The following is a 25,182-nucleotide window of genomic DNA, read 5'->3' on the forward strand; positions in this document are numbered from 1 at the left end:
ACAGCTTTAAATTCTTGGAAAATCATCCAATTCCATTCAGCAGCGCCATATTTGCTGCAGTTTCGTTGAACCTTTCCTTCATCGAGACCCTAAAATGCATCAAGTTTCCAGTCATGTTGCCATCTTGAATGCACTTAAATATTTTGTAATATACTCCTCTTTGGATTTGGATTTATATTGCATAATATAACGTGGATGTTCTAAGGCTATGATTTTCTTAAAGAAGCCAAATTGGTTGTTAATTTCGAGTAAAAATTTTTCGTTTTTCCCTGTCCCCAAGCAATAGCAAATATCAGTATGTACCCCAAATCCAATTTGCTTTTGGATATTGGCTATGATAAAATCAAAAATCGATTGGGTCAAATCCTTGCTGTCATAATAATTGTAATTGACTTCTTTGCCATTCTTCCCCAATGAAGTAAATCCCAAGGGGCAGATTGAGTTGATATAAAATCTATTGTAAAAAGCCTCTTCCCCGCCAAACGCTTTAATAACCTCATAAACAAAAACTGAAGAGGGCTCATGGGCTAAATGACCCGTAAATTCAATCCCACAATTCGCAATTAACCTTTTGGGGTCTGTGAAAGGAATACCTGTTAGGCCTGCACCAAATCTGCCTGGATTTATCCCAAGTATCAAGTGTCTTTTTTGATTATCGTTGTAATACTTTTTGTAAAATATGGATGAGATTGGAATCACATTTTCATCCTCCTGAAATGGATTCATGATTCGGATACCTTTCGGTAGTTTTCCTTTGAATTCAAGAGATGAATTATAGGCTATGATTTTGTCGGCAAATGTTTTCATTTTAAGAAAGAATTAAATTTAGTCTGGACCTAAGAAAATCAATAAGGATCCACATCCACCACAAATCTCACTCCCCTAAATTCCTTATGGGTCTGCAATTCTTCCATCAGGTGCTGCAATTCCAATTTAAAGTGGGCCTGGGCATTTCCGGATTTGTCGAGTTTGGCGATGGATTCGAAGATATACTGGTTTTTGATTTTTCCGACCAGGCCTTTTTCCGGACCCAAAAGGATTTTTTTGACCTGGATTTCTGATAGAAGATTGTGCAGACTCCGCGCTGCCCTCTCGGCAGTTTTGTAATCTTTGTGTCGGGTGGTGACTTTGATGATCTTGACAAAGGGCGGATAGAAAAAGCGTTGCCTCTCCCCCATCTCCTGCACATAAAAGTTTTTGTAATCTCCTGACATGATTTGTCCGAAGATGGCCTGTTCAGGTTTACGGGTCTGAATAATGACCGTGCCTCTTTTGTCCCTTCTTCCTGCCCTGCCGGCTACTTGGGTGATCTGCTGAAAAGCCCGCTCCCCTGCCCTGAAATCCGGGAAATACAATATCCTGTCCGCATCCATAATCCCTACTACCGTCACCCTATCAAAATCCAATCCCTTGGTGATCATTTGGGTTCCGACCAGAATATCAACATTGCCCCCACCAAAATCTTCCAGCAGTCTTTGATAGCCATACTTACTCCGTGTGGTATCCAAATCCATCCTGGCAATCCTGGCCTCGGGAAATAACAGGGAAAGGCTTTCCTCTATCCGTTCTGTTCCCAATCCGACTGCACTCAGTTTGTTGCTGCCGCAAGCAGGGCAGACATGGGGTACTTTTTCTTTGAAGCCACAGTAATGGCAGCGCATTTCCTCCCCAAACTGATGGTAGGTCAAACTGACATCACAATGCTCACATTCAGGAATCCAACCACAATCCTCACAGGAAATATAAGGTGCATAACCCCTTCGGTTTTGAAAGATCAATACCTGTTCCTGGTTTTTCAGGGCTTCCTGTATTTTTTCCCTTAACAACCTTGTGAATTCCAGTTTGAGCAGGTTTTTCTTTTTGTCCACCAACATATCTGCCAATTGATATTCCGGTAATTGCGCTTCCCCATAGCGGATGTCCAAAGCCACATAGCCGTACTTTTTCAACCGGGCATTGTAGTAGGATTCAAAGGATGGGGTGGCCGAACCCAACAGTGTTTTAGCCTGATGAATCCATGAAAGCATAATGGCTGCATCCCTTGCCTGAAATCGGGGCGCAGGATCATATTGCTTATAGGAAGATTCATGTTCCTCATCCACGATTACCAAACCCAAACTGTCAAAGGGAAGAAAAATAGAAGACCTAACACCGATTACAAAAGACAGCTTTCCACTCAGCACACCGTTCCAGACTTCCACCCTTTCATTGTCAGAATATTTGGAATGGTACACCCCCATCTTGCTGCCGAATACCTGTCTTAACCTGCCCACCATATGCGTAGTCAGGGCTATTTCCGGCAATAGCAACAATACCTGAGAACCCCCTTCCATTGCTTCTTTGATCAAAGTGACATATAATTCCGTCTTACCACTTCCGGTGATACCATGAAGGAGCACTGTATTCTTTTCCTCAAATTGGGTTTTAATTTCCTGTTGGGCCGTAAGTTGTTGGGGAGAAAGAACTATTTGCTCTTCACTGCCTTCCATCTCCTCAAAGCGGCTGATGATGATTTTATATTCCTCCAAAATCCCGTTTTTGATCAGGGTTTTGAGGGAGGAAACAGAAAGCCCAGCGTCTGTAAATACCTTTTTGTCAAGACCTTTTTGGTTGAGTTCAGGTTTTTTATATACAGGAATCTCTTGAAGATATTTGAGCAGAATTTCCTCTTGTTTAGGTTTTGAAGCTATTTCATTGAAAAGGGTTTCCAAAAGACTTTTGTCCTGCACATATTCCTTTGCCAGTCGGATGCGGGATTCCACTTTTGGACTGTATTTCTCTTTGACCTGTTCAAAAACCAATATGGCTTCCTTGATGACTAGGCTTTTGATGATGCCATGAATGGACTTGATTCCCAAGACCGCTTCACAATCCTCATAACTCATTTCCTCTTTATTGGCCAAGGCCTGCAGGAGTATTTCTTCCCTATCGTCCAAGGGATAGGGAGAAGTATCGGAATCATACGTGGGATTGATCTGAATCTTGCTTTCACTGCTGAGTTTAAGGCCTGAGGGCAGGGCTGCATTCATCACCTCGCCGATATGGCAACAGTAATATTCCGACATCCAGGCCCAAAATCTGATCTGCAAGGGATTGACAGTGGCATGATTGTCCAGAATATCCAATATTGGTTTGGCTTCATAGGCCACGGGAGGTTTTTGGTGGACTTTTCCGATAATTCCTGTAAGTACCTTTTTCTTTCCGAACTGAACAATCACCCTGAATCCTATCCCAATGTCCTCAGAAAGGTTTCTGGGGATTTTGTAGGTAAACATCTTCGGGATGGGAACAGGCAAAATGATATCCGCAAAAAGGTTTGTTTTGCTGTCATCAGTATCGTATAAGTCTCCGAATAAACTCTCCAAAAGGATTATCAGGCTAAAGTTGGAAATTGTGCCAATGCTTCATCAACAGTGGTGACCGGCTTTTGGCAGGCCTTATTGAAGCAAACGTAAATTAAGGCATTTCCATCAGAATCTGCTGTTTTAAATTCCAAAAGGGGAATATTTTCTCCGACATCTGCTGTCACTGATAAAACATAGTTGGGCAAATACTGTCCTTGGAGCGCTTTTGCTTTTTGTTTGGCATCCTTTCCCAAAATTGCCACCTCGGCTTTTGGAACCAAAGAACTGAGGTATAAAGATGCCCAATTGCACAAAAAACCCGGTTCTGTGATGATCAGCTTTTTCATGGCCCCCAACATTTTCTCTGCAATTTCGAGATAGTGATCGTTGTAAAAATACAAGCCCAGATCCTGCAGGTTTCGGGCCATGATGGAATTAGAGGCCGGGATTACATTGTCAAACAGTTCCTTTTTATTCGCAATCAGTTTTTCTGCTTTGGGATTATTGAAAAAGAAAAATCCGTCTGATTCATCATAAAATTGTACCAATACCAGGTCCAAGAGTTCTTTGGCTTTAAGGATCCATTTGGTTTCAAAATCCAATTGATATAAAGCAATAAATGCGCGAATCACCGAAGCATAATCCTCCAAAAATGCGGGGGTATAAGCTTTCCCGTTTTTGTAGGAACGATAAAGAACACCATCTTTGAACATGTTTACCAAGAGAAATTGACCATTGTTCAAGGCTAATTTTTTGGCTTTCTCCTCTCCTGTTGCCAGATATGCCTGCACCAGTCCGGAAATCATCAGTCCGTTCCAGCCACTCAATACTTTGTCATCGAGACCGGGATAGATTCTTTTATTCCTTACTTCCAAAAGTTTAGCTTTTAGCTTATACAACCTGATGAGATAAGCGGATTCAGATAATCCTTCGGCTGCAGCCAATTCTTGGTAAACTTTGGTCTGAAAAAGGATATTGACTCCTTCTTCCCAATTTCCCTGATATTTGAGGTTGTATAATTTTTTTAACCAAACCAGATTCTCTCCGGCTATGGCTTCCAGTTCATCATAAGTCCAAGTATAGAATTTCCCTTCTACCCCTTCCGAATCCGCATCTTGGGCAGCATAAAATCCGCCTTCTTCCTGCAACATTTCCGATTCCAGCCAATGGATGGTTTCCATGACTTTTTCCTTAAAAAAATCCTCTCTGCTGACCTGATAAGCTTTGGCGAAGAGTTCCATCAATTGTCCATTGTCATACAGCATTTTCTCAAAGTGTGGAGCAAACCACTCCCCATCAACGGAATACCTGGCAAAACCGCCCCGAAGATGGTCATATATCCCGCCCATGCCGATTTTCTTCAAAGTGAAAAAGACATGGTCCAATAATGACTGATCATTTTTCAATAAAGCATAATCCAATAAAAACGACCAAATGGCCGGCATCGGAAATTTGGGTTTTCGGTTCAAACCGCCCCATTCCCTATCAAATTGGGCTTCAAGTTTTTGGACTGCAGCTTCGAGTTCCTCCTTAGATAAATCTGCTTTTTCCGGACTGATTCCATATTTTTCCAATTCGGATCTCCCAAGACTCCTTCCAAAACCTTCCGCACTTTCTGCCAATTGGTCATAATGATTTTGATAAGCATTGGCAATATTCTGCAACAGTTCCTTCCATTGCTTATTGGGAAAATAGGTACCACCATAAAAAGGTTTTTGGTCAGGCATCAAAAAAACATTAAGGGGCCAACCCCCGTTCAATCCCATGGTCTGAATGGCATCCATATAGATATTGTCCAAATCAGGCCTTTCTTCCCGGTCAATCTTGATGCAGACAAAATGGGCATTCATAATATCCGCCGTTGCCTCATCTTCAAAACTCTCCTTCTCCATCACATGACACCAATGGCAAGCCGAGTAGCCTATGCTTACGATTATGGGCTTATTCTCCCGTCTCGATTTCTCCAAAGCCTCTGTACCCCAAGGATACCATTCCACAGGATTATGGGCGTGTTGGAGGAGATAAGGGGATTGGGAGTGGATGAGTTGGTTCATGGGTTGGTAGGTGAAGATTTTAGATTTTAGACTGTCGATTTATAGTCCAGTAGCTATCGGGATTAAATTGGAATGTTGTCCTTGTTTTGATGGATCGCTACTGGCATTAAACCTCTCCTTGTCATTTCGAACGTAGAGAGAAATCTGTAAAGCTTTAAGGTATGTAGACCTCTTCCGCCACGGCGGACAAGACCTGTCGTCGAGGTGACAAGGCAAAGTCTTTTTCCAAAATAGATTTCAGATATCCCTAAAACCTCGAAATAGACCTCTCCTGTCGTCGAGGTGACAAGGACACGCTGTTTGATTATCTTAAACACTATTTTAGTTTCAAAAGTGTCAAAGACTTCACCTTGTCATGTCGACGGTAGGAGACATCTATTCCGCCTTAAGGTGCCAAGACCTCTCTCCCCAATATTCATCGCGACAGGCTTTGGTTCTTGTCTCTTGGTTCTTGGTTCTTGTCTCTGACCTCTCGCCTCTCGCTTCTCGCTTCTCCTCTACTTCCTCTGCTGCACCTGCTTCCGCAACTGATCCATTTCCTTAGAAAAGTCATAATCCCTGCTATACTTTTCCAATTTCTTTTGGAGGTTTTCAAGGAATTTTAAGTGGGCAGGGCTATCGGGATTGAAGGGCCTATGTGCCAAATCCTTTTTGATTCCTTCGAATTCCTGAATCAAAGGCAGGGCTTTGGGATCCACCCAAGTCTTTAAAAATCTTTCCCAAATATAATCCTCCGCTTGCGCACTTGGATGAATCATGTCTTCTTTATAAAAACGATAATCCCTCAACTCATCCATCATAATCTCATAACTCGGAAAATAATGCACAAAATCATAAGTTTCAGTCAAATCATGCGCAGCCAATCGCAAGATGCTTTTGCTCAGTTGGTTTTCAGGAATACCATCTTTGGTATGTCTGACTGGACTGACTGTTAAAATAACTTTCACACCAGGATTTACCTGTCGGAGGATATTGAAAAATCCTGCAAAATCCTTTTGGATTTCCTCAGGGTGTAGCAAACGCTTTTCAAATTGATCAGCAGGTCTTTTATGGCAATTGGCTACAATCTGTCCTGATTTTTCATGCTCATATACCCAAGCTGTGCCAAATGTAATGAAGATATGTGTTGCCTTTTCAAGCTGGGTTTTTGCCTGCGCTTGTTTTTTATGGATCAACCTTTCCAGGGAATCCTGACTAAATCCCACCACATCGGAATGCATCCCAAAGTGAAGATACAACCCATCCCTTACCAATACCATCTCTGAATTCATGGGCATTTCCAATACCGAATCTTCCAATACCTGACAAATAGAAACAGGATTGAACAGCGTTCCAAAAGTATTGTTGATGATATTAAATTTCCTTTCCGAAAGCTTATCTCCTATAACAGTCGAAAAGCAGGAGCCTATAGAGAATAAAACTGATTGGTGATTGATCTTGGGTGATCCCTCCGGGATATCAAAAGCGGTAGTCATTTGCATGGCTTAAAAATAGGAAGAAAGGGCGCAAATCCTTTAAAAAAGACGCAAAAAATTTGGTTCCCACAAAGGGCACTAAGACACAAAGATTTTTTTCATGGGATTATTGGATTTTGTAAATTGAGTCTTACAATTGAATCAAAAGAATTTTTCCAACATAACTTTTATAAATATGACTGAAAATGAATTGGCTAGAGAGGCAGTTGACATAGCCTACCAAATCCACAAAGAATTGGGCCCTGGATTAATTGAAAGTGTTTATGAAGAAATCTTCGCATTTGAATTATCTGAGAGACAAATCCCGTTTACCCGTCAAGAAAAAGTCAAGATTAAATATAAAGAACGCATTTTTGACAAAGGATTTAGAACGGATTTGATTTTGGGAGATAAACTCATAATAGAATTAAAGTCTATAGAACAATTGGATAAAGTTCACCATAAAATGCTATTGACCTATATGAGATTGAAAGATATTAAATTAGGTCTCCTAATTAATTTCAAGGTGAATTTAATCAAAGAAGGTATCCATAGAAAAATCGATGGCTATCTTTAAAAACACCAAGGCACTTATTTAATTTTCTTTGTGCCTTTGTGTCTTTGTGGGATTTAAATCTTTCTTTTCGCCTTAGCGGGAAACAAACCTCTTCTTTATTTCTTCCCCACCCACTTAAACGCATTCACAAAAGCTTCCACCCAAGGACTGATTTCATCGTCTTGTCTTTCTGATGGATAGTAGGGCCAGTTCCAGGGTTTAAGGGAACGCTCTATATGGGGCATGATGGCCAAGTGCCTTCCATCCTCCGAAGCAATACCTGCAACAGCATAATCGGACCCGTTAGGATTGCCAGGATAGGCTTCATAGCTGTAGGTCATTCCGATATGGTAGGTATCTTTTGGCTTAGGCAATTGGAATTTACCTTCTCCATGTGCCACCCATACACCCAAACGCTGCCCGGCAAGACTTTTGAACATCACGGTATTGTTTTCCGGGATATTGACATTGACAAAAATCGATTCAAACTTATGGCTGGCATTATGCAACATCTTTGGTTTGACATCATGGTCAGGCGTCACCAAACCCAACTCCACCATCAACTGACAACCATTACAGACTCCTAAGCTGAGGGTGTCTTTTCTTGCATAAAAATTATCCAAAGCACTTTTTGCTTTTTCATTGTAAAGAAATGCCCCTGCCCAACCTTTGGCTGAACCCAACACATCTGAGTTGGAAAAACCTCCTACAAATACGATCATATGAACATCCTCAAGGTTTTCCCGCCCGGTAATCAGGTCGGTCATGTGTACATCCTTGACGTCAAAACCCGCCAACCATAAAGAGTAAGCCATCTCACGGTCTCCGTTCACACCCTTTTCACGGATGATGGCTGCGACTTTTCCGGAAGATTCTTTTCTGTAAGGATTCAAACCAAAGGCATCAAAAGTGCCTTCCCAGTTCTTTCCAAAATTATAAAAGAGAGACTGGTTTTTGTAATTATTGAATCTTTCCAAAGCCAATTGGTCACCGCTCTGTTTTTTGTCCAATAAGTAAGAGGACCTGAACCAAGTGTCACGCATTTCGGCTACATCAAGGGTCAATCCTGTCCGTTCCAAAGAAACTTTTCCATCCAAAGTCACTTCGGCCAAAGAAATATAGGTCAATCCATAATTTTCCAATACTGCTCTTGTCCTTTCTGAATTTCTTACCTGAATCAAAACACCCGGATTCTCGGCAAAAAGCGCCTTAACGGAATCTTGTTCAGGTAATCTTTTCGTTTTCACCTTAAGACCTACTTTCTTGGAAGGAAAACACATTTCCAACAAAGCCGTAATGATTCCACCTGAGGAAATATCATGTCCTGCCAGAACCTCACGTTTTTCGATCAATTTCTGGACAACCATAAATGCTTTGGCAAAATATTGACCGTCGGTCACATCGGGGGTTTCATTGCCTATCTTATTCAAGGATTGGGCAAAGCTTGAACCTCCTAATTTGGCTGTGTCTTTTGAAAAATCTATATAATAAACTTTTGAACCTGCTACAGGTTTCAAGTCGGGAGATACCGTCAGTTTAGGGTTAGAACACTCCCCTACTGTTGAAATAATCACTGTTCCCGGAGAATATACCGTTTTCCCTTCAGGATATTTTTGGGTCATGGAAAGGGAGTCTTTACCAGTTGGCACATTGATTCCCAATTCAATAGAAAAATCGGAAATCGCTTCCACTGCACGGTAAAGGCGATCATTCTCTCCAGGATTCTTAGCCGGCCACATCCAATTGGCGCTGAGCGATATGCCTGCCAATCCATCTGTAATCGGTGCCCAAACCAAATTGGTCAAAGCTTCTGCAATTGCCAACCGGGAACCTGCTTCAGGATTGGCCATAGCGGCCACTGGTGCATGCCCAATGGAGGTGGCTATTCCCTTATTTCCGGTGAAATCCAAAGCCATTACAGCAACATTATTCAATGGCAACTGAATTTCTCCTGTGGTCTGCTGTTTGGCTACCCTACCGGTTACAGACCTATCTACCTTATTGGTTAACCAATCCTTACAGGCCACAGCTTCCAATTGAAGCACCTGCTCTATATAAGATTTTAATTGGGATACCGAGTATTCAGGTCTTGCATAGTCAGTTTGGATCGGAGTATCCTCCAAAATGGTCTTTGGAGAGGATCCGAACATATATGCCAGATTCCAGTCAATTGGTTTTTCCCCGGTTTTGCTGTTTTCAAATTTGAAATGCATGTCTCCGGTAGTTTCACCCACTAGATAAAACGGGGCCCTTTCTCTTGCAGAAATCCGCTGTAAAAGGTCCACATCTTTTTCATGCACTACCAGACCCATTCTTTCCTGTGATTCATTGCCGACTATTTCTTTTGCCGAAAGCGTCGGATCACCGACAGGAAGCTGATCAATATGGATGGTGCCTCCTGTACTTTCCACCAATTCAGAAAGACAGTTTAGGTGCCCTCCCGCGCCGTGGTCATGGATGGAGATAATTGGGTTTTCATGGCTTTCTGCCATGGCACGGATTACATTGGAAACCCTTTTCTGCATCTCAGGATTTGAACGTTGAATGGCGTTCAATTCGATGGCATTACTGAATTCACCTGTATTCACAGAAGATACAGCACCGCCACCCATTCCGATACGATAATTATCACCGCCCATGACAATGATCTTATCCCCTTTTATAGGTTCTTTCTTTTTGGCGTATTCTTTTCTTGTAAATCCTATTCCGCCAGCCATCATGATGACTTTGTCAAATCCATGGGCTTTTCCCTCCTCATCATGTTCGAAGGTCAATACCGAACCGCAAATCAAGGGCTGTCCGAATTTATTACCAAAATCTGATGCTCCATTGGAGGCTTTGATCAGAATATCCATCGGAGTTTGGTATAACCATTTTCTTTCCGGAAGATTTTTTTCCCAGCTTCTGCCGGCTTCAGTTCGTGGATAAGAAGTCATGTAAACCGCTGTTCCTGCCAAAGGAATTGAAGCAGTTCCCCCTGCCATCCTATCTCTGATTTCACCACCTGAACCGGTAGCCGCACCATTAAAGGGCTCCACTGTAGTAGGGAAATTGTGGGTTTCTGCTTTTAAAGAAATGACTGTTTCTATGGTTTCCGGTTCAAAAAAATCAGGTTTGTCCTGCGTCTTTGGTGCAAACTGCTGGGCTTTGGGACCCTCTATAAAAGCTACGTTGTCCTTATATGCTGAAACAATTTTATTCGGATGCCTTTTGGAGGTTTCTTTGATCAGTTGAAAAAGGGTCTTATCTTTTTCTTCACCATTGATGACAAAAGATCCATTGAATATCTTGTGACGGCAATGTTCTGAGTTGACCTGTGAAAATCCAAAAACTTCTGAATCTGTGAGTGGCCTTCCAAGTTCCTTGCTGACATTTTCAAGGTAATCTACTTCTTCCTGACTTAGAGCCAAACCTTCTTTTTGGCTATAAGCTTTGATATCAAGAACGGGAATTATCTTTTCCGGCTGTAGATGGATGTCAAAAATATCCTGATCGAGTCCCTGATATTTTTTTTGTAACATCGGGTCAATGCTGTCCTTTTCGGTAATCGAGAAATACTCCTCTATCCTTTGAATACCCTCAATTCCCATATTCCTGGTAATTTCCACCGCATTGGTAGACCAAGGAGTAATCATTTCTTTTCTTGGTCCGGCAAACAAACCATCGATTTTCTCAGAAGCTATTGGTGTTGCCTCTCCAAAGAGCCAAATCAGCTTATCAATATCTTGTTTGTTTATCGGGTGGTTTGCCTGAACGGCGTAAATCAATGCTTGAGGGGATTGGAAAAAGAGGATCATGTGCTGTTTTTTGAAGCCTTTTTTGAAGAAGGAGCAAAGGTAAACATTTGAGTCAAAAGTTTAAAGAAAACTTGAGGATGTAGATTTTTCAATAATTTAAGATTCAACAAGGTCCTTTCTGAATAACGATGAAAATTTCAACTATCCCATTTCCAGAATTGTCTTTCTCGCCTCCCCATTTCACCGCATTTTTAAGGTCAGAGATTCTTCAATCCGCATTTGTATTCTCATATAAGTTAGGATTCAACAAGCTCCTTTCACAATGACGGTGGAAATTTCACCTTGCCCTTTTCCAACATACCCCTGTCTCGCCTCTTCTTGGCTCTTGTTTGGCTCTTGTCTCTTGCCTCTTGGCTCTTGGCTCTTCATCTACCCTATCCCTACTCCCCTCTCAAAGAATCTACAGGATTGGCATTTGCTGCTTTGAGCGATTGGATCCCCATTGTAATCCAGGAAACCAAGAATACCATTGCTCCTGCAAAGAAGATGATCACCCAGCCCAAATCTATCTTATACTGATAATCCTCCAACCATTTTTTCATCCCCCACCAGGCCAAAGGGGCTCCAATGACAAATGCAAACAATATCAATTTTGTAAATTCTTTAGAAAGCAGAAAAACAATATTAGCTGTCGTAGCCCCCAGTGTTTTTCTTATCCCGATTTCCTTACGGCGCTGTTCGGCGGTAAAGGCTGTCAATGCAAACAATCCCAAAGAAGCAATAAAAATCGCAAATCCGGTGAATGCTGCAAAAACCTTCCCTATCCTGGTCTCTGAAGCATACATCGCTTCAAACCTGTCATCCAAGAATTCATAGGTAAAAGGCTGTCCCGGCGCCAATGCCTTCCATTTGTCCTCCACCAATTGAAGCACCTCGGAAACATCTGCGGCTTTGAATTTAAAAGAAGCAATACCGGAAGGATTTGGATCCACAAAGAGCATAACCGCTCCAATGTTTTCCTTTAGGGATTCGAAATGAAAATTTTCAACTACCCCTATCACCGTTTTTACTTCCAAATCATCAGTGTTCAAGCCGGTAACGTTGTTTCCTGAAAATGTCGTAATTTTTTGCCCTATTGGATCTCCTTCAAAATTGAAATTCTTTATGGCAGTCTCGTTGATAATTACAGCCGAAGAGTCAGAAGGAAAATCCATTGAGAAGTCCCTTCCTTGGACGATCTTCATTCCTAGGGTCTTGACATAATCAAAATCTACCTGCCAATTTTGAATCGAGACCAAATTTTCCTGGTCTTGGATATCCCTCCCCATCACCCACCAAGGGTTATCAGATCTGTTGGTTCCCGAGACTGGTAGAAAACCACTCAATGTGCCTTTCTCGATCATTGAACTTCCCAATATTTCCTGCTTAAAAGTTTGTTTTTGACTTCCCAGAGCATATAGATCATGCACCATGATGATTTGATCTTTATTGAATCCCAGATTTTTGTTCTGAATAAAATTCATCTGGGAAAACAGCACTATCGTACAGAAAATCAGGATAATCGAAATGGAAAATTGAAAGACCACCAAAGAACTTCGAACTCTGGCACTCTTCATTCCACTGGACACATCCCCTTTCAATACTTTAACAGGCTTAAATCCTGAAAGGAAAAAGGCCGGATAAATGCCTGCAATAAAACCTACTAGGATCGCTCCCAAAAGTAGACTGGCATAAAAACCGAATTCATCAAATGGTAACTTTAAATTTCTACCTGCCAAGTCATTGAAGAAAGGAAGTAATATTGAAGCAATAAAAATTGCCATAGAAAAAGAAATCAAGCTCATCAGAAAAGTCTCCATCATAAACTGAAAAAACAAATCCTTGCGATCCGATCCCATACTTTTTCTGACTCCTACCTCCTTGGCCCGGTTGGATGATTTGGCAGTTGCCAGATTCATAAAATTAATACAGGCAATCAGTAATATAAATACCGCAATAGCAACAAACAAATACACATAGGTAATTGAAAAATTTGCCTTAAACTCCCCTAACAAATCACTGTGTAAATGAATATCCAACAAAGGTTGCAAGGCATACTCCACCTTATTGCCGCTGGCCTTGAACATTTCCAAAGTAAAATCTTCCCCCATAACCTGTTTAAGGACAGGCGTCATATGCTTTTCAGTCATAGAAGCGATTTTTTGGTCCATTTCCTTTATATCAGCACCAGGTTTTGCTAAGATATAGGTCTGAAAATTATTTCCCAGCCATTGTCCGGACTTTGCTTCTGACAGTCCCTCTGCTGCCAGCAAAACATGGAAATCGAAATGGCTGTTTTCCGGTATATCTTCATAGACAGCAGTGATTTTGTAATCCGTCTTATTGTCAAGAACCAAACTTTGCCCCACAGCATTTTCTCCTTTGAAAAACTTATCCGCCATGGTCTGACTGATCATCATCGTATTTGGCTCTTCCAAAGCTCCCTTTTTATTGCCCTGAACCAAAGGAATATCAAACACTTTCAAAAAGTCTTTGCCGGCAAAGATCACCTTGTTTTCTTTGATGTTGTCCTCATACCTTTTGATCAAAAAAGAACCCTGATTTCTGAAATGGACAGAAGCCTCCACTTCCGGTATCTCTTCCACCAAAGCATCTGCCATGGGTGCAGGAGCATAAGTCATATTCATGGCATTTCCGCCAAAGACAATATCAGATGTCACCCGATAAATCCGCTCCGCATTCGGAAAATGTTTGTCATAACTCAGTTCATTACGAACAAAAAGGGCAATGATCAGACAAAGGGCAATGCCCAAAGATAAACCCAGGACATTGATGATGGAGATACCCTTGGTCTTCCAAAAGCTTCTCAGGGCGATTTTGAGGATGTTTGTTAGCATGGGTTTGGGTTTTGGTTTAGTTTGATGGGTTTTGGTATTTGTACAATCCGCCACGGCGGACAAGATGTACCATGTACCAAGTACCATGAGATGGAACTCGATTCAGAATTGTACCTGTTGATTTTATTTGACATTTTCTTACAAGCTTTTTGTTTTTCCACCTTCCAATAATCAGGAAATGCTTCTTAGTTTTTGAACAGACCAAATACATTGTACATCGTACTTTGTACTTGGTACATAAGTTCACTATTCGCTTTTCAAAACCTTTGCCGGATTGGTTTTTGCAACTCCAAGTGAATGAAATCCGACCACAAGTAGGGCCAATACAAGAACCCCAAACCCAACGTAAAGTGTTTTAGACGCAATCTAGCCAAAAAAATAGCCAAAATAAATTGGCGTTTCAAGATTGCGTTTAAAACATAGTTGGACTAAGCCGTGCTACACCTATGGGTATTTATCTGCTTTGCTTTGAAGGTTTTGTCTGGTTTTGGACCATTGTCCTGAAGTTTTGGACGGATTCCGCTTTTTTACCCGGAAATTTTGTTTGGGACCGGGCATACCTTTCCCTGTAACAGAACCTCTGTTTTGTTTTTCTTTCAGCTTTTCAAAGAACTTCATCCCTGCTTTTTCATTCAGGGACCATTTGCTTTTCCTTCGGGCGTGGCAAAGACCATCCTTCCGTTCTTGCAGCAGCTACACCTGAACATCTCTTCTCCGAAAATCTCCTCCATCACCTCGTAGGTGCTCAGCCCATGGTAAAATGACACCTCCCTTGTTATGTTCAACAGCCTGAAACATTCATTCATTTTGGTGTTGCTGTTGGCCGAGGCCAAGATGCCGTAATAGCGGATTTTGTAGAAGCCTGTTGGCAGTACATGTTGCATAAATCTTCTGACAAACTCGGAACAGGCAAGCAACATGGTTTTGGTTTTGTTGTCCCTGTAATCCTTCCACCTGAATTTTACGGTTTCACCATCTGTATCCAGAATACGGCTGTTGCTGATCGCTACCCTGTGGGTGTACCTGCCAAGGTAGCTGACCACCTGGCCCGCCCCCCTGAAGGTCTTCTTGATATAGACATTCCACATCTTTGCGTAAGATTCCCTTTTCAGACTATTGATATCGGCAAACAGCTCTTTTTGACCTTCGGGTATCCTGAGAAGGTTATCCTCCAGTGCTCCCAGAAGCCTTTCCATGAACAGTCCCCGGAACACAGCCGAAAGGGCCTTTACCGGAACGAAGAACTTTTTGCCGGCATACAGCCACTGCATCCCGTCACTGTCAAGCCCTCCTGCAGGAACCAGCATATGGATGTGGGGGTGGTAGTTCAGGGATTGGCCCCAAGTGTGGAGTACCGACAGACAGCCGCTTTCGACTCCCAGAAATGCCGGGTTCAGGGCAGTCTTCTTTACTGCTTTTGCGGAACATTCAAAGAGCAGGTTGTAACAGAACCTCTGGTTGATGTAGAACAATGGATTGAGAAACTCAGGAACCGTAAACACGGCGTGAAAGTACCTGACAGGCAGAAGCCTGCACTTTAGCTTTTCCACCCACAACTGCTGCTTGATGTACTGGCACTTCGGACAGTGACGGTTCCTGCAGCTGTTATAGCAGACTTTGACCGTACCGCAGGAGTCACAACAGAGACTGTGTGAGCCCATTTGTGATGTCCGGCAATGGAGGATGTCGTTAAAGGCCTTTCTCTGATCAGGGCACAGATGCTTCTGCGACAGGAAGACCTCCTTTTGGGAATCCAGGACTGTTGAGAGTTCGGCCCCACCATTCCTCTTGTTGACAGCATCCATCAAAGCTCATCCAGGGGACTTTTGATCAGGGCCGGATCCAGATTGCAGATATGCAGGTAGACCGTAGTGGTCTTAAGGGATCTGTGTCCCAGGAGTTCCTGGATTATCCTGACATTGGTCCCCTGCTCGAGCAGGTGCGTGGCGAAGGAATGCCGCAGGGTATGGAAAGAGGCATGCTTTGTTATTCCGGCACATTCCATGGCCTTTTTCAGAACAGACTGTGCGCTTTTTTCGCTGTATGGCTTTCCCGGCACCTGCCCTTCAAAGAGATAAGTAACCGGACGGTAGCTTTTGAAGTAATCCCGAAGCTGTACCAGTAACTTATGGGGCAGAAGGGTATACCTGTCCTTGTATCCCTTGCCTCCCCTCACTTTAAGCTGCATCCTGTCACTGTCTATATCGCCGGGCTTGAGACTGATCACCTCACCAAGCCTGAGCCCCGAGGCGTAGGTAAGGGCTATCAGGCAATAGTGCTTTCTGTTCCTGATACTCTTAAGGATAAGCGACACTTCTTCCTTTGAGAATACAACCGGAAGCAGCTTGGGACGTCTTGGCCGTTTGATCCTGATAGTATCCCAATCTCTTTCAAGCACGTCTTTGAAAAGTATTTTAAAGGCACTGATTGTCTGGTTGATGCTTGATACCGAAAGTCCGTCCAAACTGATCCTTTTAAAAAGGTAGTCCTTTAATTCGGGGATACTGATCAGATCCGGACTTTTTCCAAAATGAGCTGATACTACAGATACCAGGCTAAGATAGGTCTTGATGCTTCTGGGAGAATAATGTCTGTAGGACATCTCCTCATACATCCTCTGGCGCAAACTTTTTTTTCCATGATTAAATTAGTTAAAGATTGAACATGGAATAAATTTAATACATATTGTTAAAAATCAGGCCTTTATGATGGAATACAGAAAAACTACCGACGAAGGAGGTTTAGTTCAACTGCTGGATACAAGAGATAAGGCATTTCAATGCGATAAGCATATTCCTGAAGCCACATGTTGCTCAGGTAATAAGCTGGATAAGCCGCCAAGGCAAAAGACATCAGGACCAGCCACACATACTGTTTGCTGACCAAAGCGATAATCTGAATTATGCCTGCACCCAAAACTTTTCTAATGCTGACCTCTTTGGTTCTTTGGGCAATAGTAAAGGAGGACAAACCAAACAGTCCCAAAATAGAAATCAGGATGGCCACTCCTGCTGCAAAACCCAAGACACCTTGGATCTTTCTGTCTTCTTCATAAAATCCCTCCAATACCTCGTCAATAAAATTAAATCCGGAAGCTTCATAAGGAAACACTTCCTCTACCAAGGTTTCCAATCTCTGCTTGGCGTAGGCAAGATTTTGTTGATTGGATACTTTGGCGGTAAGTAGGAAATAGTATTCAGGCTGGTAAATCAAAACCATAGGCATGATTTCCTCTTTCAGGTTACGGGCATTGAAATTTTCGACTACCCCTACAATAGTATTTTGTTGTGCCCGAAAGTTAATCGTCTGACCTATCACTTCCTGGGGATCGGTGGCCCCCATGGCTTGAAGGAAGTTCCGGTTGACCAATATTTCATTGTCCAAATTATGGGCCTTCCTTCCAGCTAACATTTGAATTCCGTTAACGGACACAAAAGCCGAATCCACATTCATCACATGTACATTGAGCTGTTGCTCAAGGGAATCAACCATCACATAAGCATCCGAAGTCCAAATGGCATTGGAAGAAACCAAGTTGTTACTCAAGCTTACCCCTTCCACAAAGCTTTCATTTCGGATTCTATCTGCCAAGAGTTCTCTTTTGGACCTTTCTCCCATAAATGGAAGATTCGTGTACAATACTGCTTCTTTTTCAAATCCCAAGGGCTGAGAGCTGATGTATTTCAATTGGCTGGTCAAAATCATGACCATGATGATAAAAGTGATGGAAGCGGTAAACTGCAAAACTGCCAGATTTTTCCTTAGAAACACTCCAAAAGAAAAACCATGTTCATGATGCAATTCCCCCTTGAGCGCCCGCTGCGGTTGGTAATTGGCCAAAACGAAACCCGGATACAATCCGGAAACCAAAGTCAATACAATAGCATTAGATGCCAAGAACGCTAAACTCAAGGGACTAAGGAAGGAAGCTTCAAAATTGGCAGGAAGATAATCCGCAAAATAAGTTTTGATCAAATCGGCGATAAATACCGAAAACATGGAGGCTATAATCACCAAAACAAAAGTTTCACTCAAAAATTGAAATACCAGTTGACCGCGGTTGCTGCCCAAGGTTTTTCGGATACCCACTTCCTTGGCCTTGTTGATTGCCAATGCAGTTTCCAAGTTGATAAAATTCAGGCAGGCCAAAAGCAAAATTATGATGCCTATGTAAATCAGCCCATTCAAAAGTGTTTTTGAAATGGTAGTATCATCATAGTTCTCGGAAAAATGAATCTCCTCAAGTGGTTCTCCGATAAAATCCGGGTGGCTATCCTGTTCGCTGAAGTATTTTTTTGCCAAAACAGCAAGGCCTTCGTCCAAATTGGCTTTACTCGAAGTTTCTCCAATTTTCACAAACAATTGACTGGAGGTATTGAGATTAGTCCAACTGTGAAGTCCATACCAATCCTCTTTTTCTTTTTTGGCGATGGTGCTGAAGGAAATAAAATCAGTAAAAATAAAGTCCGTATTTTCAGTATAATCCGCCACAACACCTTGGACCTGCGCATAAATGGAATCTGAGGCATCTATCCAGAGTATTTCTTTCCCCAATATATCATTGGCCCCTAATCCAGGAAAGTATTTCTTTAGACTGGCCTCTGAAATCACTGCAGAATAAGGTTCCTGTAAGGCAGTTTGGGGATTACCGGCAAGCCAATTTCGTTGAAAAATCTCAAAAAATCCCGGATCGGAAAATGCCACCCTGTTACTTCTTCCTATCACTTTGTTTTGCTCCGGTATGACCACCATGGTCTCGTACAGGGTATACAACCTACCCTTATTTTCTATAAAGGAAAGTTCCTCATCAATCACTTCTCCCAAAGGCCCATTGGTAGCTGAAGTCTGAAAAACATTTCCCGGTTCCCATTCTTCCATAGTATTGATTCTGAAAATCCTATCACTATCCGCATGAAATCTGTCAAAACTATAAGCATGCCACACGACTGTAAAAATCACCAGACAGATGGCAATGCCCAAGGAAAGACCCAATACGTGTACCAAAGTCCTTAGCTTGTTCCGCTTGATATTCCTGATGGCGATGATGAGGTAGTTTTTAAACATGGCTTCAAATTTTAATATGACATAAAAACAAGCGCCTAATTACATTTAGACAGTATTTATTGAATTTTATTTTAGATAAAAAGGCATTGTTGAAATCTTGACCTGGATTAGAAGTCCAGTTAAATGATCAAAATTTCTAATCAATTCCCTTATTCATCTTTTAAAGTATCTACCGGATTCATTTGTCCTGCTCTTGTATTGTTTCATCCAAAAAAGACATCTGAAATACTTCTCCGGGATATATCTGCTTCCATCTTCCTTCGGAAAGGCGACTTCCCAATAGGCATTGTCCCCATAGGTTCCCATTGTAATGCCTGATGAACTGATTCCTGATCATGATGTGGTAATTCGTTCCGGAGGGCACCTTTATTGGTCCTCATATTTTGAGTTACCGGGTGAAAAATCAGGTTGTCCTTTTTTAGGCCAAGGTCACGGTTTTGGACATAATTCATCTGATCTCTGACGATCCAAACACTTGAAATCAAAATCACCACCACTGCAAATTGAAAAACAACCAATACTTCCCTTGGCTTCACTCCAAATCCTTCTTTGGTATTCAGTTTTGATTTCATCGCAATGGCAGGCCGGTATGAACTCATCAAAAATGCCGGATAGCTTCCCGCCAAAACGCCGATTACCAAAACATAAACAGCTGAAAGCACCCAGAAAAAAGGCTGGGTAAAAGGACTTTCCAGATTTTGTCCGATCAGTTCCTTGAACCAAGGGAATATAAGGGATACAATAACAATAGAAAATAAATAAGCTGAAACGACAATCAAGGTCGATTCAGCAAGAAATTGACTGATCAGCATTCCTTTTCCTGCTCCCGAAAGTTTCCTAATCCCAACTTCCTTGGACCGCATATCACTCTGAGCTGTACTCAAATTCACAAAATTTATCCCTGCAATGAAAAGCACGATGATCGATACAATTCCAAACATCCGTATCAATTCGATTTTGCCACCTACAGATTGTCCATTTTCAAACTTGGAATAAAGATGTAAATCCTCGAAAGGAAATAGAAAATCAGTAATATCGTCGAAATCTGAATTGTTGGCAGTGAAGTTTTTAAACTTTTGATTGAAGTCATCAAGTGATGCTCTTTCGTTAAGCATCGCAAATGTCCGGTAGGAATTATTTCCCCAGTAATCATCTACCCAACCCATTTGTTCTATTTTTTTGAATGAGCAAAATACAGTAAATGGAAAATTGGTATTCTCGGGTAAATCTTTAATAATTGCCTTTACTTCAAGGCTTATTTCATTTTCAAGCATGACTATTTTCCCCAATGCTGACTCCTCTCCGAAAAGCTTTTTGGCAACGGACTCCGTCAAAACAATACTTTCAGGATCAGCCAAAGCCTGTGAAGGATCACCTTCAATGGCCTCAAAACTAAACATCTTAAAAAATCCCGGTTCGGTAAAGGTCGCTTCCTCGTAAAAACTATCCTCTCCTACCGTAAATAGCAGAGGATCCCATTCGGTGATTCGGGTCACTTCATCCACTTCAGGAAATTGAGATTTCAAAGCAGGCGCATAAGGTGCAGGGGTATAATCCCATGTGAAAATTTCACCTTGATTTTCACCATTCCTCCATACTGCATATAACCGATCCGAATGTTCATGAAAACGATCAACCGAAAGCTCGAATTGGACCCAAATCAATATTAAGATGGATGCAGCCATTCCAATCCCAAGCCCTGCAATATTGATAAATGCATAACCTTTGCTTCTATTGATATTTCTCCAGGGGATTATAAGATAGTTCTTGAGCATTTTGGGAAAAGGATTGAAGTTGTGAAGAATTTATTTTCGTTTGATAGTATTTTCAAATTCGCAGATTATGGATTTTATTCATTTCTAAGGCTTTCGATGGGGTTGATGGTTGCCGCTCGATAAGCTTGTGAAAAGATTATCCCCAGACTGACCAATAAAACAGCCCCTACACCAATCCCGATCGGAACAACGCCAATACTGACCCTTGAGGCAAAGAAATTGAGCCATAAATTATTGATAAAATAGGCTGAAGGCACTGCTACCAAAACAGCAATCCCCAGTAAGACCAAAAATGCTTTTGACAACAAATAGATGATCTGGGAAGTACTGGACCCAAGTGTCTTTCGGATTCCGATTTCTTTGATCCGAGTTTGGGCGGTATAAATCGCCATACCCAAAAGCCCCAAACAAGAAACAAATACTGCCAAGAAAGAAATCAATCCAATAACTGAAGATACATCACCCAAAACCTGATGGATAAATAAAAGCTCCTCGTCCAGGAATTTGTAAGAAAATTTGGAATTTGGATTCACTTCTTTCCAGGATGATTCCAACGCTGCAAGTGTCTCAGCTTGATTTTGGTTTGAAATTTTGACCAAAGCAAAGCCCATTTGGTCTTCCCTGTTTCGCAATACCAAGCTTTCCATTTCCCTCATTGAAGGAAGAAACTGAAAATTCCTGACCACTCCTGCTACCTGCAGATTTTGGTATTCACCGTAATTGTTTATAGTAAATTGCTTGCCGACTGCTTCTTCTATACTTCCGAATTTGAATTCACCCACAGACTTTTCATTTATCAATACCAAATTCGGACTTCCTTCAGCAGGAAGGTTGATTCCAGCCAAAATTTCCAATTCAAAAACGTCTACGGCTGAGGAATTGATATCAAAGAAATTGGTGGAAATACTATCCAAAGGAAAATCAGGATTCACCACCTCACTTCCAAAATTCCAACCTCCTGCCGGTAGTAGGGATGTAGCTCCAACTTCAACTACTGATGGGTTGGAAGCTATCGCCTGGGCAAATCTGGAATAGTTCTCAGGATTATAGAGTTTAACGGTAACAATGTTGTCTTTTTCAAATCCATATTCGAAATTCAACATATGCATGGATTGTGATTTTATCAGAACCACTGAAATGATGAAAATCAGCGAAATGGAAAATTGGACTACCAAAAGGATATTTCGTAGCCTCAGGTTTTTGAACAATCTGACACCACTAAGCTTGTTGAACAGGTTTATGGGATTCAGTTTGGACACATAAGATGCAGGAAGTATCCCGGCCAAAACCCCAACAACAATGCTGAAACCTATAAAAATCAATATAGCAGATAAATTTTGCTCAAAGGAAATCTTGAGATACTTATCAAAAGTCATTCCTGCTACTCCTTTTTGGAGTAACTGAAGAAGGACAAAGGCCAAGACCAATGAACAGAGGGAAATAACTACTGCCTCGGTTATAAACTGCACAAAAATCTGGGTTTTGCTTGCGCCTGAAACCTTCCTGATGCCTACTTCGCGGATCCTGGTGAGTGCCCTGGCTACGGACATATTGGTATAGTTCAGGCAGGCAGAAATCATTACAATGATACATAGCACCACCAATATCAATAGGACTACTTTTGGAATACCAACATGTGTAATGTTTCCAATTATACCCATAGGGTTTATTTCACCCAATGCAACGGCTTTAAAAGAATGTTTATCCTCAAATTTTGACCCATAAATTTCTTCCGAAACTTTATCCAAAATGGACTGAAAGTCACTTTTGTCATGTCCTTCCTCCAAAAGCACGTAAGTATAATTGGTCCATACGTTGTTCCAATCATGCTCGTCTTCTGACATTACAGAGCCTTTTGGCAGGGATTTCATTGTACTCAAGGAGGCCAAAAGTTTGAACGGCAAATGGGTTTTCCCGGGATTGGGGTTGAGAACCCCTGTGATGGTAAAGTAACCGAAATCAGTTTCAAAATTACCTTCCTCTATATCGGTAGCCCTCATATCTTTATCCTTAAAAGCAACAGTTTTGCCAAGGGCTGATTCATTTTTAAACAGAATTTCTGCCAATTCAGAAGTAATCACCATCGAAAACGGTTCCTTCAATGCTGTTACTGGATCTCCTTCTTTGAAAGAAAAATCAAGTATTTTGAAAAGATTTTCATCAGCAAAATAACCTCCACCCGATGCAAATTTCTCCTCATAGATGATATCTCCTCCGATTTCACTATTGATCGCAGCAGCCCATTCAATGATCGGATACTCGCTTTCTAGCTTTTCCGCCATTGGCATTGCCGAACTTGCTATTTCTCCTTGACTAGTTTGGTATTCTGTAGTATGTACCCTGTAGATTCTATCCTTTTTGCTATGGTAGGAATCATAGCTATACTGATCCATCACGATCATAATAATCAGCAAACAAATAGACATACTGACCGCCAAACCAAGGATATTGATTAAGCTGAAGGATTTATTCCTTACTAGGTTTCTCCAGGCGATTTTGATGTAGTTTTTAAGCATTTTCTTTTTTGGTTAAATTCATGGAAAAACCTGTATTTAGAAAAACATTTTTGAATAACTGGTACTAGCCAATCCCCGTGCCAAGTCCAATGGACCAAAAAAGGCAAAAACAGGCCTATAATTGGCAGAAATGCTCCTTATCCCGAACAATTTTGTTCGTGGGCGGACGAAGTTGGGGAAAGCCTGAGGGGTTTTGGACTTGATTGGAAAAAGAAAAAATTGATCATGTAAATTGGTTGAAAAATCTTAAGTCTCGGGAAAGGCTTTGTCTCTTCTTTCTGGCTTCTTGGCTCTTGATTCAGGCTTCTTTTTTCTTCAAAATTTTTTCGGCTCGTTTTCTAAGATCATCGAGGTCATTTTTTTCTTTGATCTCTCTCTCTCCCAGGGCTAGAACCATCTCAGCATGCTTGATTACTGCATTTTTGTAATTTTTTTTACTTGTAAATTCAAGTATGGTTTTCAAAGCTTCCATCAACCTGATGATGACTGCCGTACTACCGGTGGAAAATTGCCGTATTTGATTAAAAGCAGCATCTAAAACCCCCTCAAAATCCAAAATGTCAGCTATTATTCTGAGAGAACCTTCTTCATCAAACCGATACTTTGAAGGGAATTTAGCCTGTGCTAAATAACACATAGTAGTAGTTAAGTTATCAATACAAGCTATTGCCGTAAAGGGATCGTTAACTCCAGGTGAAAGGGCTCTCGCAGCAATTTCCACCATCTGATGTATAGAGTATTCAAGATCTTGTTGAGCTGTCTTGGTTTTCCCGATTACAAATTGTCCTAACAGTTTTTCCACCACTTCTTCCTCCAATTTTTTATTTGTATAAAAAATGGCTATTTCCAAACCTTTTACCAAATAACTACCCGGACGGTAATTCAACTCCAATAATGCTTTTTGCTCAGCTACGACTTCCATCAATGTATTACTGTCGATGTATTGAAAATATCCGCTTTTGGGTGATTTTATTGATGTCCGGATTTTATAAGCTGAAATGGCTACTAAAGTATCAATATCTTCGCCTTCTTTCTCTTCTCCCATATTTTCGGGAAACAAGGTATTTACTTGTTCTGAAATAAAATCCGAAATCTCAGAAATCACTTTATCTGCCTGAATGCTGATTGCGATTTGATGGATAAATACTATGAGCAAAATGATGTTTGCCACTGCAGCCAAAATCGCAGCAAAAATAGAAATCGAAGGAATGAAACTATAATCGTCACTGTCTTTAACAGCATTCAAAACAAGTAGACAATATAAGTAAGTGGATATATAAGAGCCCAGAACAACCTGATTAAGCTTTACATACATAAAGTTTTTGATAAGCCTTGGTCCAAACTGCGAAGATGCCAAAGTCAATGCCACAAGTGTTACTGAAAAAACAGTTCCAGCCACACCGATCATAGCACCTGAAATCGTGGACAAAATACTACGTGCAGAATCTGAATGGTAAACTAGAAAAAAACGAAGCCAGCCATCATAAGAAATAGTAACCATGCGATCCAGATATACCAAACCGATGGCTAAGAAAACCGAAAAGCACATAATCAACACCGGCAGAAACCAAAAGGTGGCCAATAATTCTTTCAAATAAAAGAGTGGTTTTTTCATTCTTTATAGATTTGATCAGGAAAAACCAGGTTTTTTTAAGCTAAAATTGTAGAATCAAAGCATAAAACCTATTGTCAACAATATACCTGATATTTTCCAAATCCCGAATGCAAATCACTAAAGATCCGAACTCTTATATCTGTTCTGACCTGATCAAAATTATATTTCAG

The 25,182-nt window shown here is 41.3% G+C and carries 14 protein-coding genes; 1 reads left to right on the plus strand and 13 read right to left on the minus strand.

Annotated features, from left to right (window positions below; translation table 11 throughout):
- Window positions 1-111 precede the first annotated feature (111 nt).
- The 4 genes from B9A52_RS19520 to B9A52_RS19535 form a co-directional block, all read right to left on the minus strand.
- Entirely contained in the window at window positions 112-807 is a 696-nt protein-coding gene (locus B9A52_RS19520) for a uracil-DNA glycosylase family protein (protein WP_084122052.1), read from the minus strand.
- Window positions 808-845: 38 nt separating this feature from the next.
- The gene (gene priA / locus B9A52_RS19525) at window positions 846-3,365 is read right to left on the minus strand and encodes a replication restart helicase PriA (protein WP_084122054.1); all 2,520 of its coding nucleotides are present in this window, start codon (window positions 3,363-3,365) and stop codon (window positions 846-848) included.
- 8 nt (window positions 3,366-3,373) lie between these two features.
- The gene (locus B9A52_RS19530; protein WP_084122056.1) at window positions 3,374-5,398 is read right to left on the minus strand and encodes a thioredoxin domain-containing protein; all 2,025 of its coding nucleotides are present in this window, start codon (window positions 5,396-5,398) and stop codon (window positions 3,374-3,376) included.
- 497 nt (window positions 5,399-5,895) lie between these two features.
- The gene (locus B9A52_RS19535) at window positions 5,896-6,879 is read right to left on the minus strand and encodes a GSCFA domain-containing protein (RefSeq protein ID WP_084122058.1); all 984 of its coding nucleotides are present in this window, start codon (window positions 6,877-6,879) and stop codon (window positions 5,896-5,898) included.
- A gap of 169 nt (window positions 6,880-7,048) precedes the next feature.
- On the opposite strand from B9A52_RS19535, the gene B9A52_RS19545 reads away from it, so the two are divergent.
- The gene (locus B9A52_RS19545) at window positions 7,049-7,429 is read left to right on the plus strand and encodes a GxxExxY protein (protein ID WP_084122062.1); all 381 of its coding nucleotides are present in this window, start codon (window positions 7,049-7,051) and stop codon (window positions 7,427-7,429) included.
- Window positions 7,430-7,524: 95 nt separating this feature from the next.
- On the opposite strand, the gene purL is transcribed toward B9A52_RS19545, so the two are convergent.
- From purL to B9A52_RS19585, 9 genes are all read right to left on the minus strand, one after another.
- Window positions 7,525-11,205 (minus strand): phosphoribosylformylglycinamidine synthase, encoded by a 3,681-nt coding sequence (purL, locus tag B9A52_RS19550; protein ID WP_084122064.1) that lies wholly within the window; start codon window positions 11,203-11,205, stop codon window positions 7,525-7,527.
- 380 nt (window positions 11,206-11,585) lie between these two features.
- Window positions 11,586-14,042: an ABC transporter permease gene (locus tag B9A52_RS19555; RefSeq protein ID WP_084123608.1), complete on the minus strand. Its 2,457-nt coding sequence runs from the start codon at window positions 14,040-14,042 to the stop codon at window positions 11,586-11,588.
- A gap of 444 nt (window positions 14,043-14,486) precedes the next feature.
- Complete coding sequence (locus tag B9A52_RS25690; RefSeq protein ID WP_157370051.1) at window positions 14,487-14,660, minus strand: hypothetical protein; 174 nt, start codon at window positions 14,658-14,660, stop codon at window positions 14,487-14,489.
- 14 nt (window positions 14,661-14,674) lie between these two features.
- Entirely contained in the window at window positions 14,675-15,847 is a 1,173-nt protein-coding gene (locus tag B9A52_RS19560; protein WP_084119152.1) for an IS91 family transposase, read from the minus strand.
- Window positions 15,847-16,656, minus strand: coding sequence for a tyrosine-type recombinase/integrase (locus B9A52_RS19565; protein ID WP_084119151.1), 810 nt, complete (start codon window positions 16,654-16,656; stop codon window positions 15,847-15,849). Before B9A52_RS19565 ends, B9A52_RS19560 begins: the two co-directional genes overlap by 1 nt.
- 110 nt (window positions 16,657-16,766) lie before the next feature.
- On the minus strand, window positions 16,767-19,106 hold the full coding sequence (locus tag B9A52_RS19570; RefSeq protein WP_084122066.1) for an ABC transporter permease: 2,340 nt from the start codon (window positions 19,104-19,106) through the stop codon (window positions 16,767-16,769).
- A 203-nt stretch (window positions 19,107-19,309) separates the two neighbouring features.
- Window positions 19,310-20,881, minus strand: coding sequence for an ABC transporter permease (locus tag B9A52_RS19575; protein WP_084122068.1), 1,572 nt, complete (start codon window positions 20,879-20,881; stop codon window positions 19,310-19,312).
- Window positions 20,882-20,955: 74 nt separating this feature from the next.
- Window positions 20,956-23,397, minus strand: a complete 2,442-nt coding sequence (locus B9A52_RS19580) for an ABC transporter permease (RefSeq protein WP_084122070.1) — start codon at window positions 23,395-23,397, stop codon at window positions 20,956-20,958.
- A gap of 298 nt (window positions 23,398-23,695) precedes the next feature.
- Window positions 23,696-25,012, minus strand: coding sequence for a DUF2254 domain-containing protein (locus B9A52_RS19585; protein ID WP_084122072.1), 1,317 nt, complete (start codon window positions 25,010-25,012; stop codon window positions 23,696-23,698).
- Window positions 25,013-25,182 lie beyond the last annotated feature (170 nt).

The sequence above is a fragment of the Aquiflexum balticum DSM 16537 genome, from assembly GCF_900176595.1.
Classification (GTDB): Bacteria; Bacteroidota; Bacteroidia; order Cytophagales; family Cyclobacteriaceae; genus Aquiflexum; species Aquiflexum balticum.

Bases quoted from the DNA above. Each gene is read 5' to 3' on its own strand.
- B9A52_RS19555 (WP_084123608.1), bottom strand. From the start codon at position 14,042: ATGCTAACAAACATCCTCAAAATCGCCCTGAGAAGCTTTTGGAAGACC.
- B9A52_RS19575 (WP_084122068.1), bottom strand. From the start codon at position 20,881: ATGCTCAAGAACTATCTTATAATCCCCTGGAGAAATATCAATAGAAGC.
- B9A52_RS19585 (WP_084122072.1), bottom strand. From the start codon at position 25,012: ATGAAAAAACCACTCTTTTATTTGAAAGAATTATTGGCCACCTTTTGG.
- B9A52_RS19545 (WP_084122062.1), top strand. From the start codon at position 7,049: ATGACTGAAAATGAATTGGCTAGAGAGGCAGTTGACATAGCCTACCAA.
- B9A52_RS19570 (WP_084122066.1), bottom strand. From the start codon at position 19,106: ATGTTTAAAAACTACCTCATCATCGCCATCAGGAATATCAAGCGGAAC.
- purL (WP_084122064.1), bottom strand. From the start codon at position 11,205: ATGATCCTCTTTTTCCAATCCCCTCAAGCATTGATTTACGCCGTTCAG.
- B9A52_RS19520 (WP_084122052.1), bottom strand. From the start codon at position 807: ATGAAAACATTTGCCGACAAAATCATAGCCTATAATTCATCTCTTGAA.
- B9A52_RS25690 (WP_157370051.1), bottom strand. From the start codon at position 14,660: ATGAAGTTCTTTGAAAAGCTGAAAGAAAAACAAAACAGAGGTTCTGTT.
- B9A52_RS19560 (WP_084119152.1), bottom strand. From the start codon at position 15,847: ATGGATGCTGTCAACAAGAGGAATGGTGGGGCCGAACTCTCAACAGTC.
- B9A52_RS19530 (WP_084122056.1), bottom strand. From the start codon at position 5,398: ATGAACCAACTCATCCACTCCCAATCCCCTTATCTCCTCCAACACGCC.
- B9A52_RS19565 (WP_084119151.1), bottom strand. From the start codon at position 16,656: ATGTATGAGGAGATGTCCTACAGACATTATTCTCCCAGAAGCATCAAG.
- B9A52_RS19535 (WP_084122058.1), bottom strand. From the start codon at position 6,879: ATGCAAATGACTACCGCTTTTGATATCCCGGAGGGATCACCCAAGATC.
- B9A52_RS19580 (WP_084122070.1), bottom strand. From the start codon at position 23,397: ATGCTTAAAAACTACATCAAAATCGCCTGGAGAAACCTAGTAAGGAAT.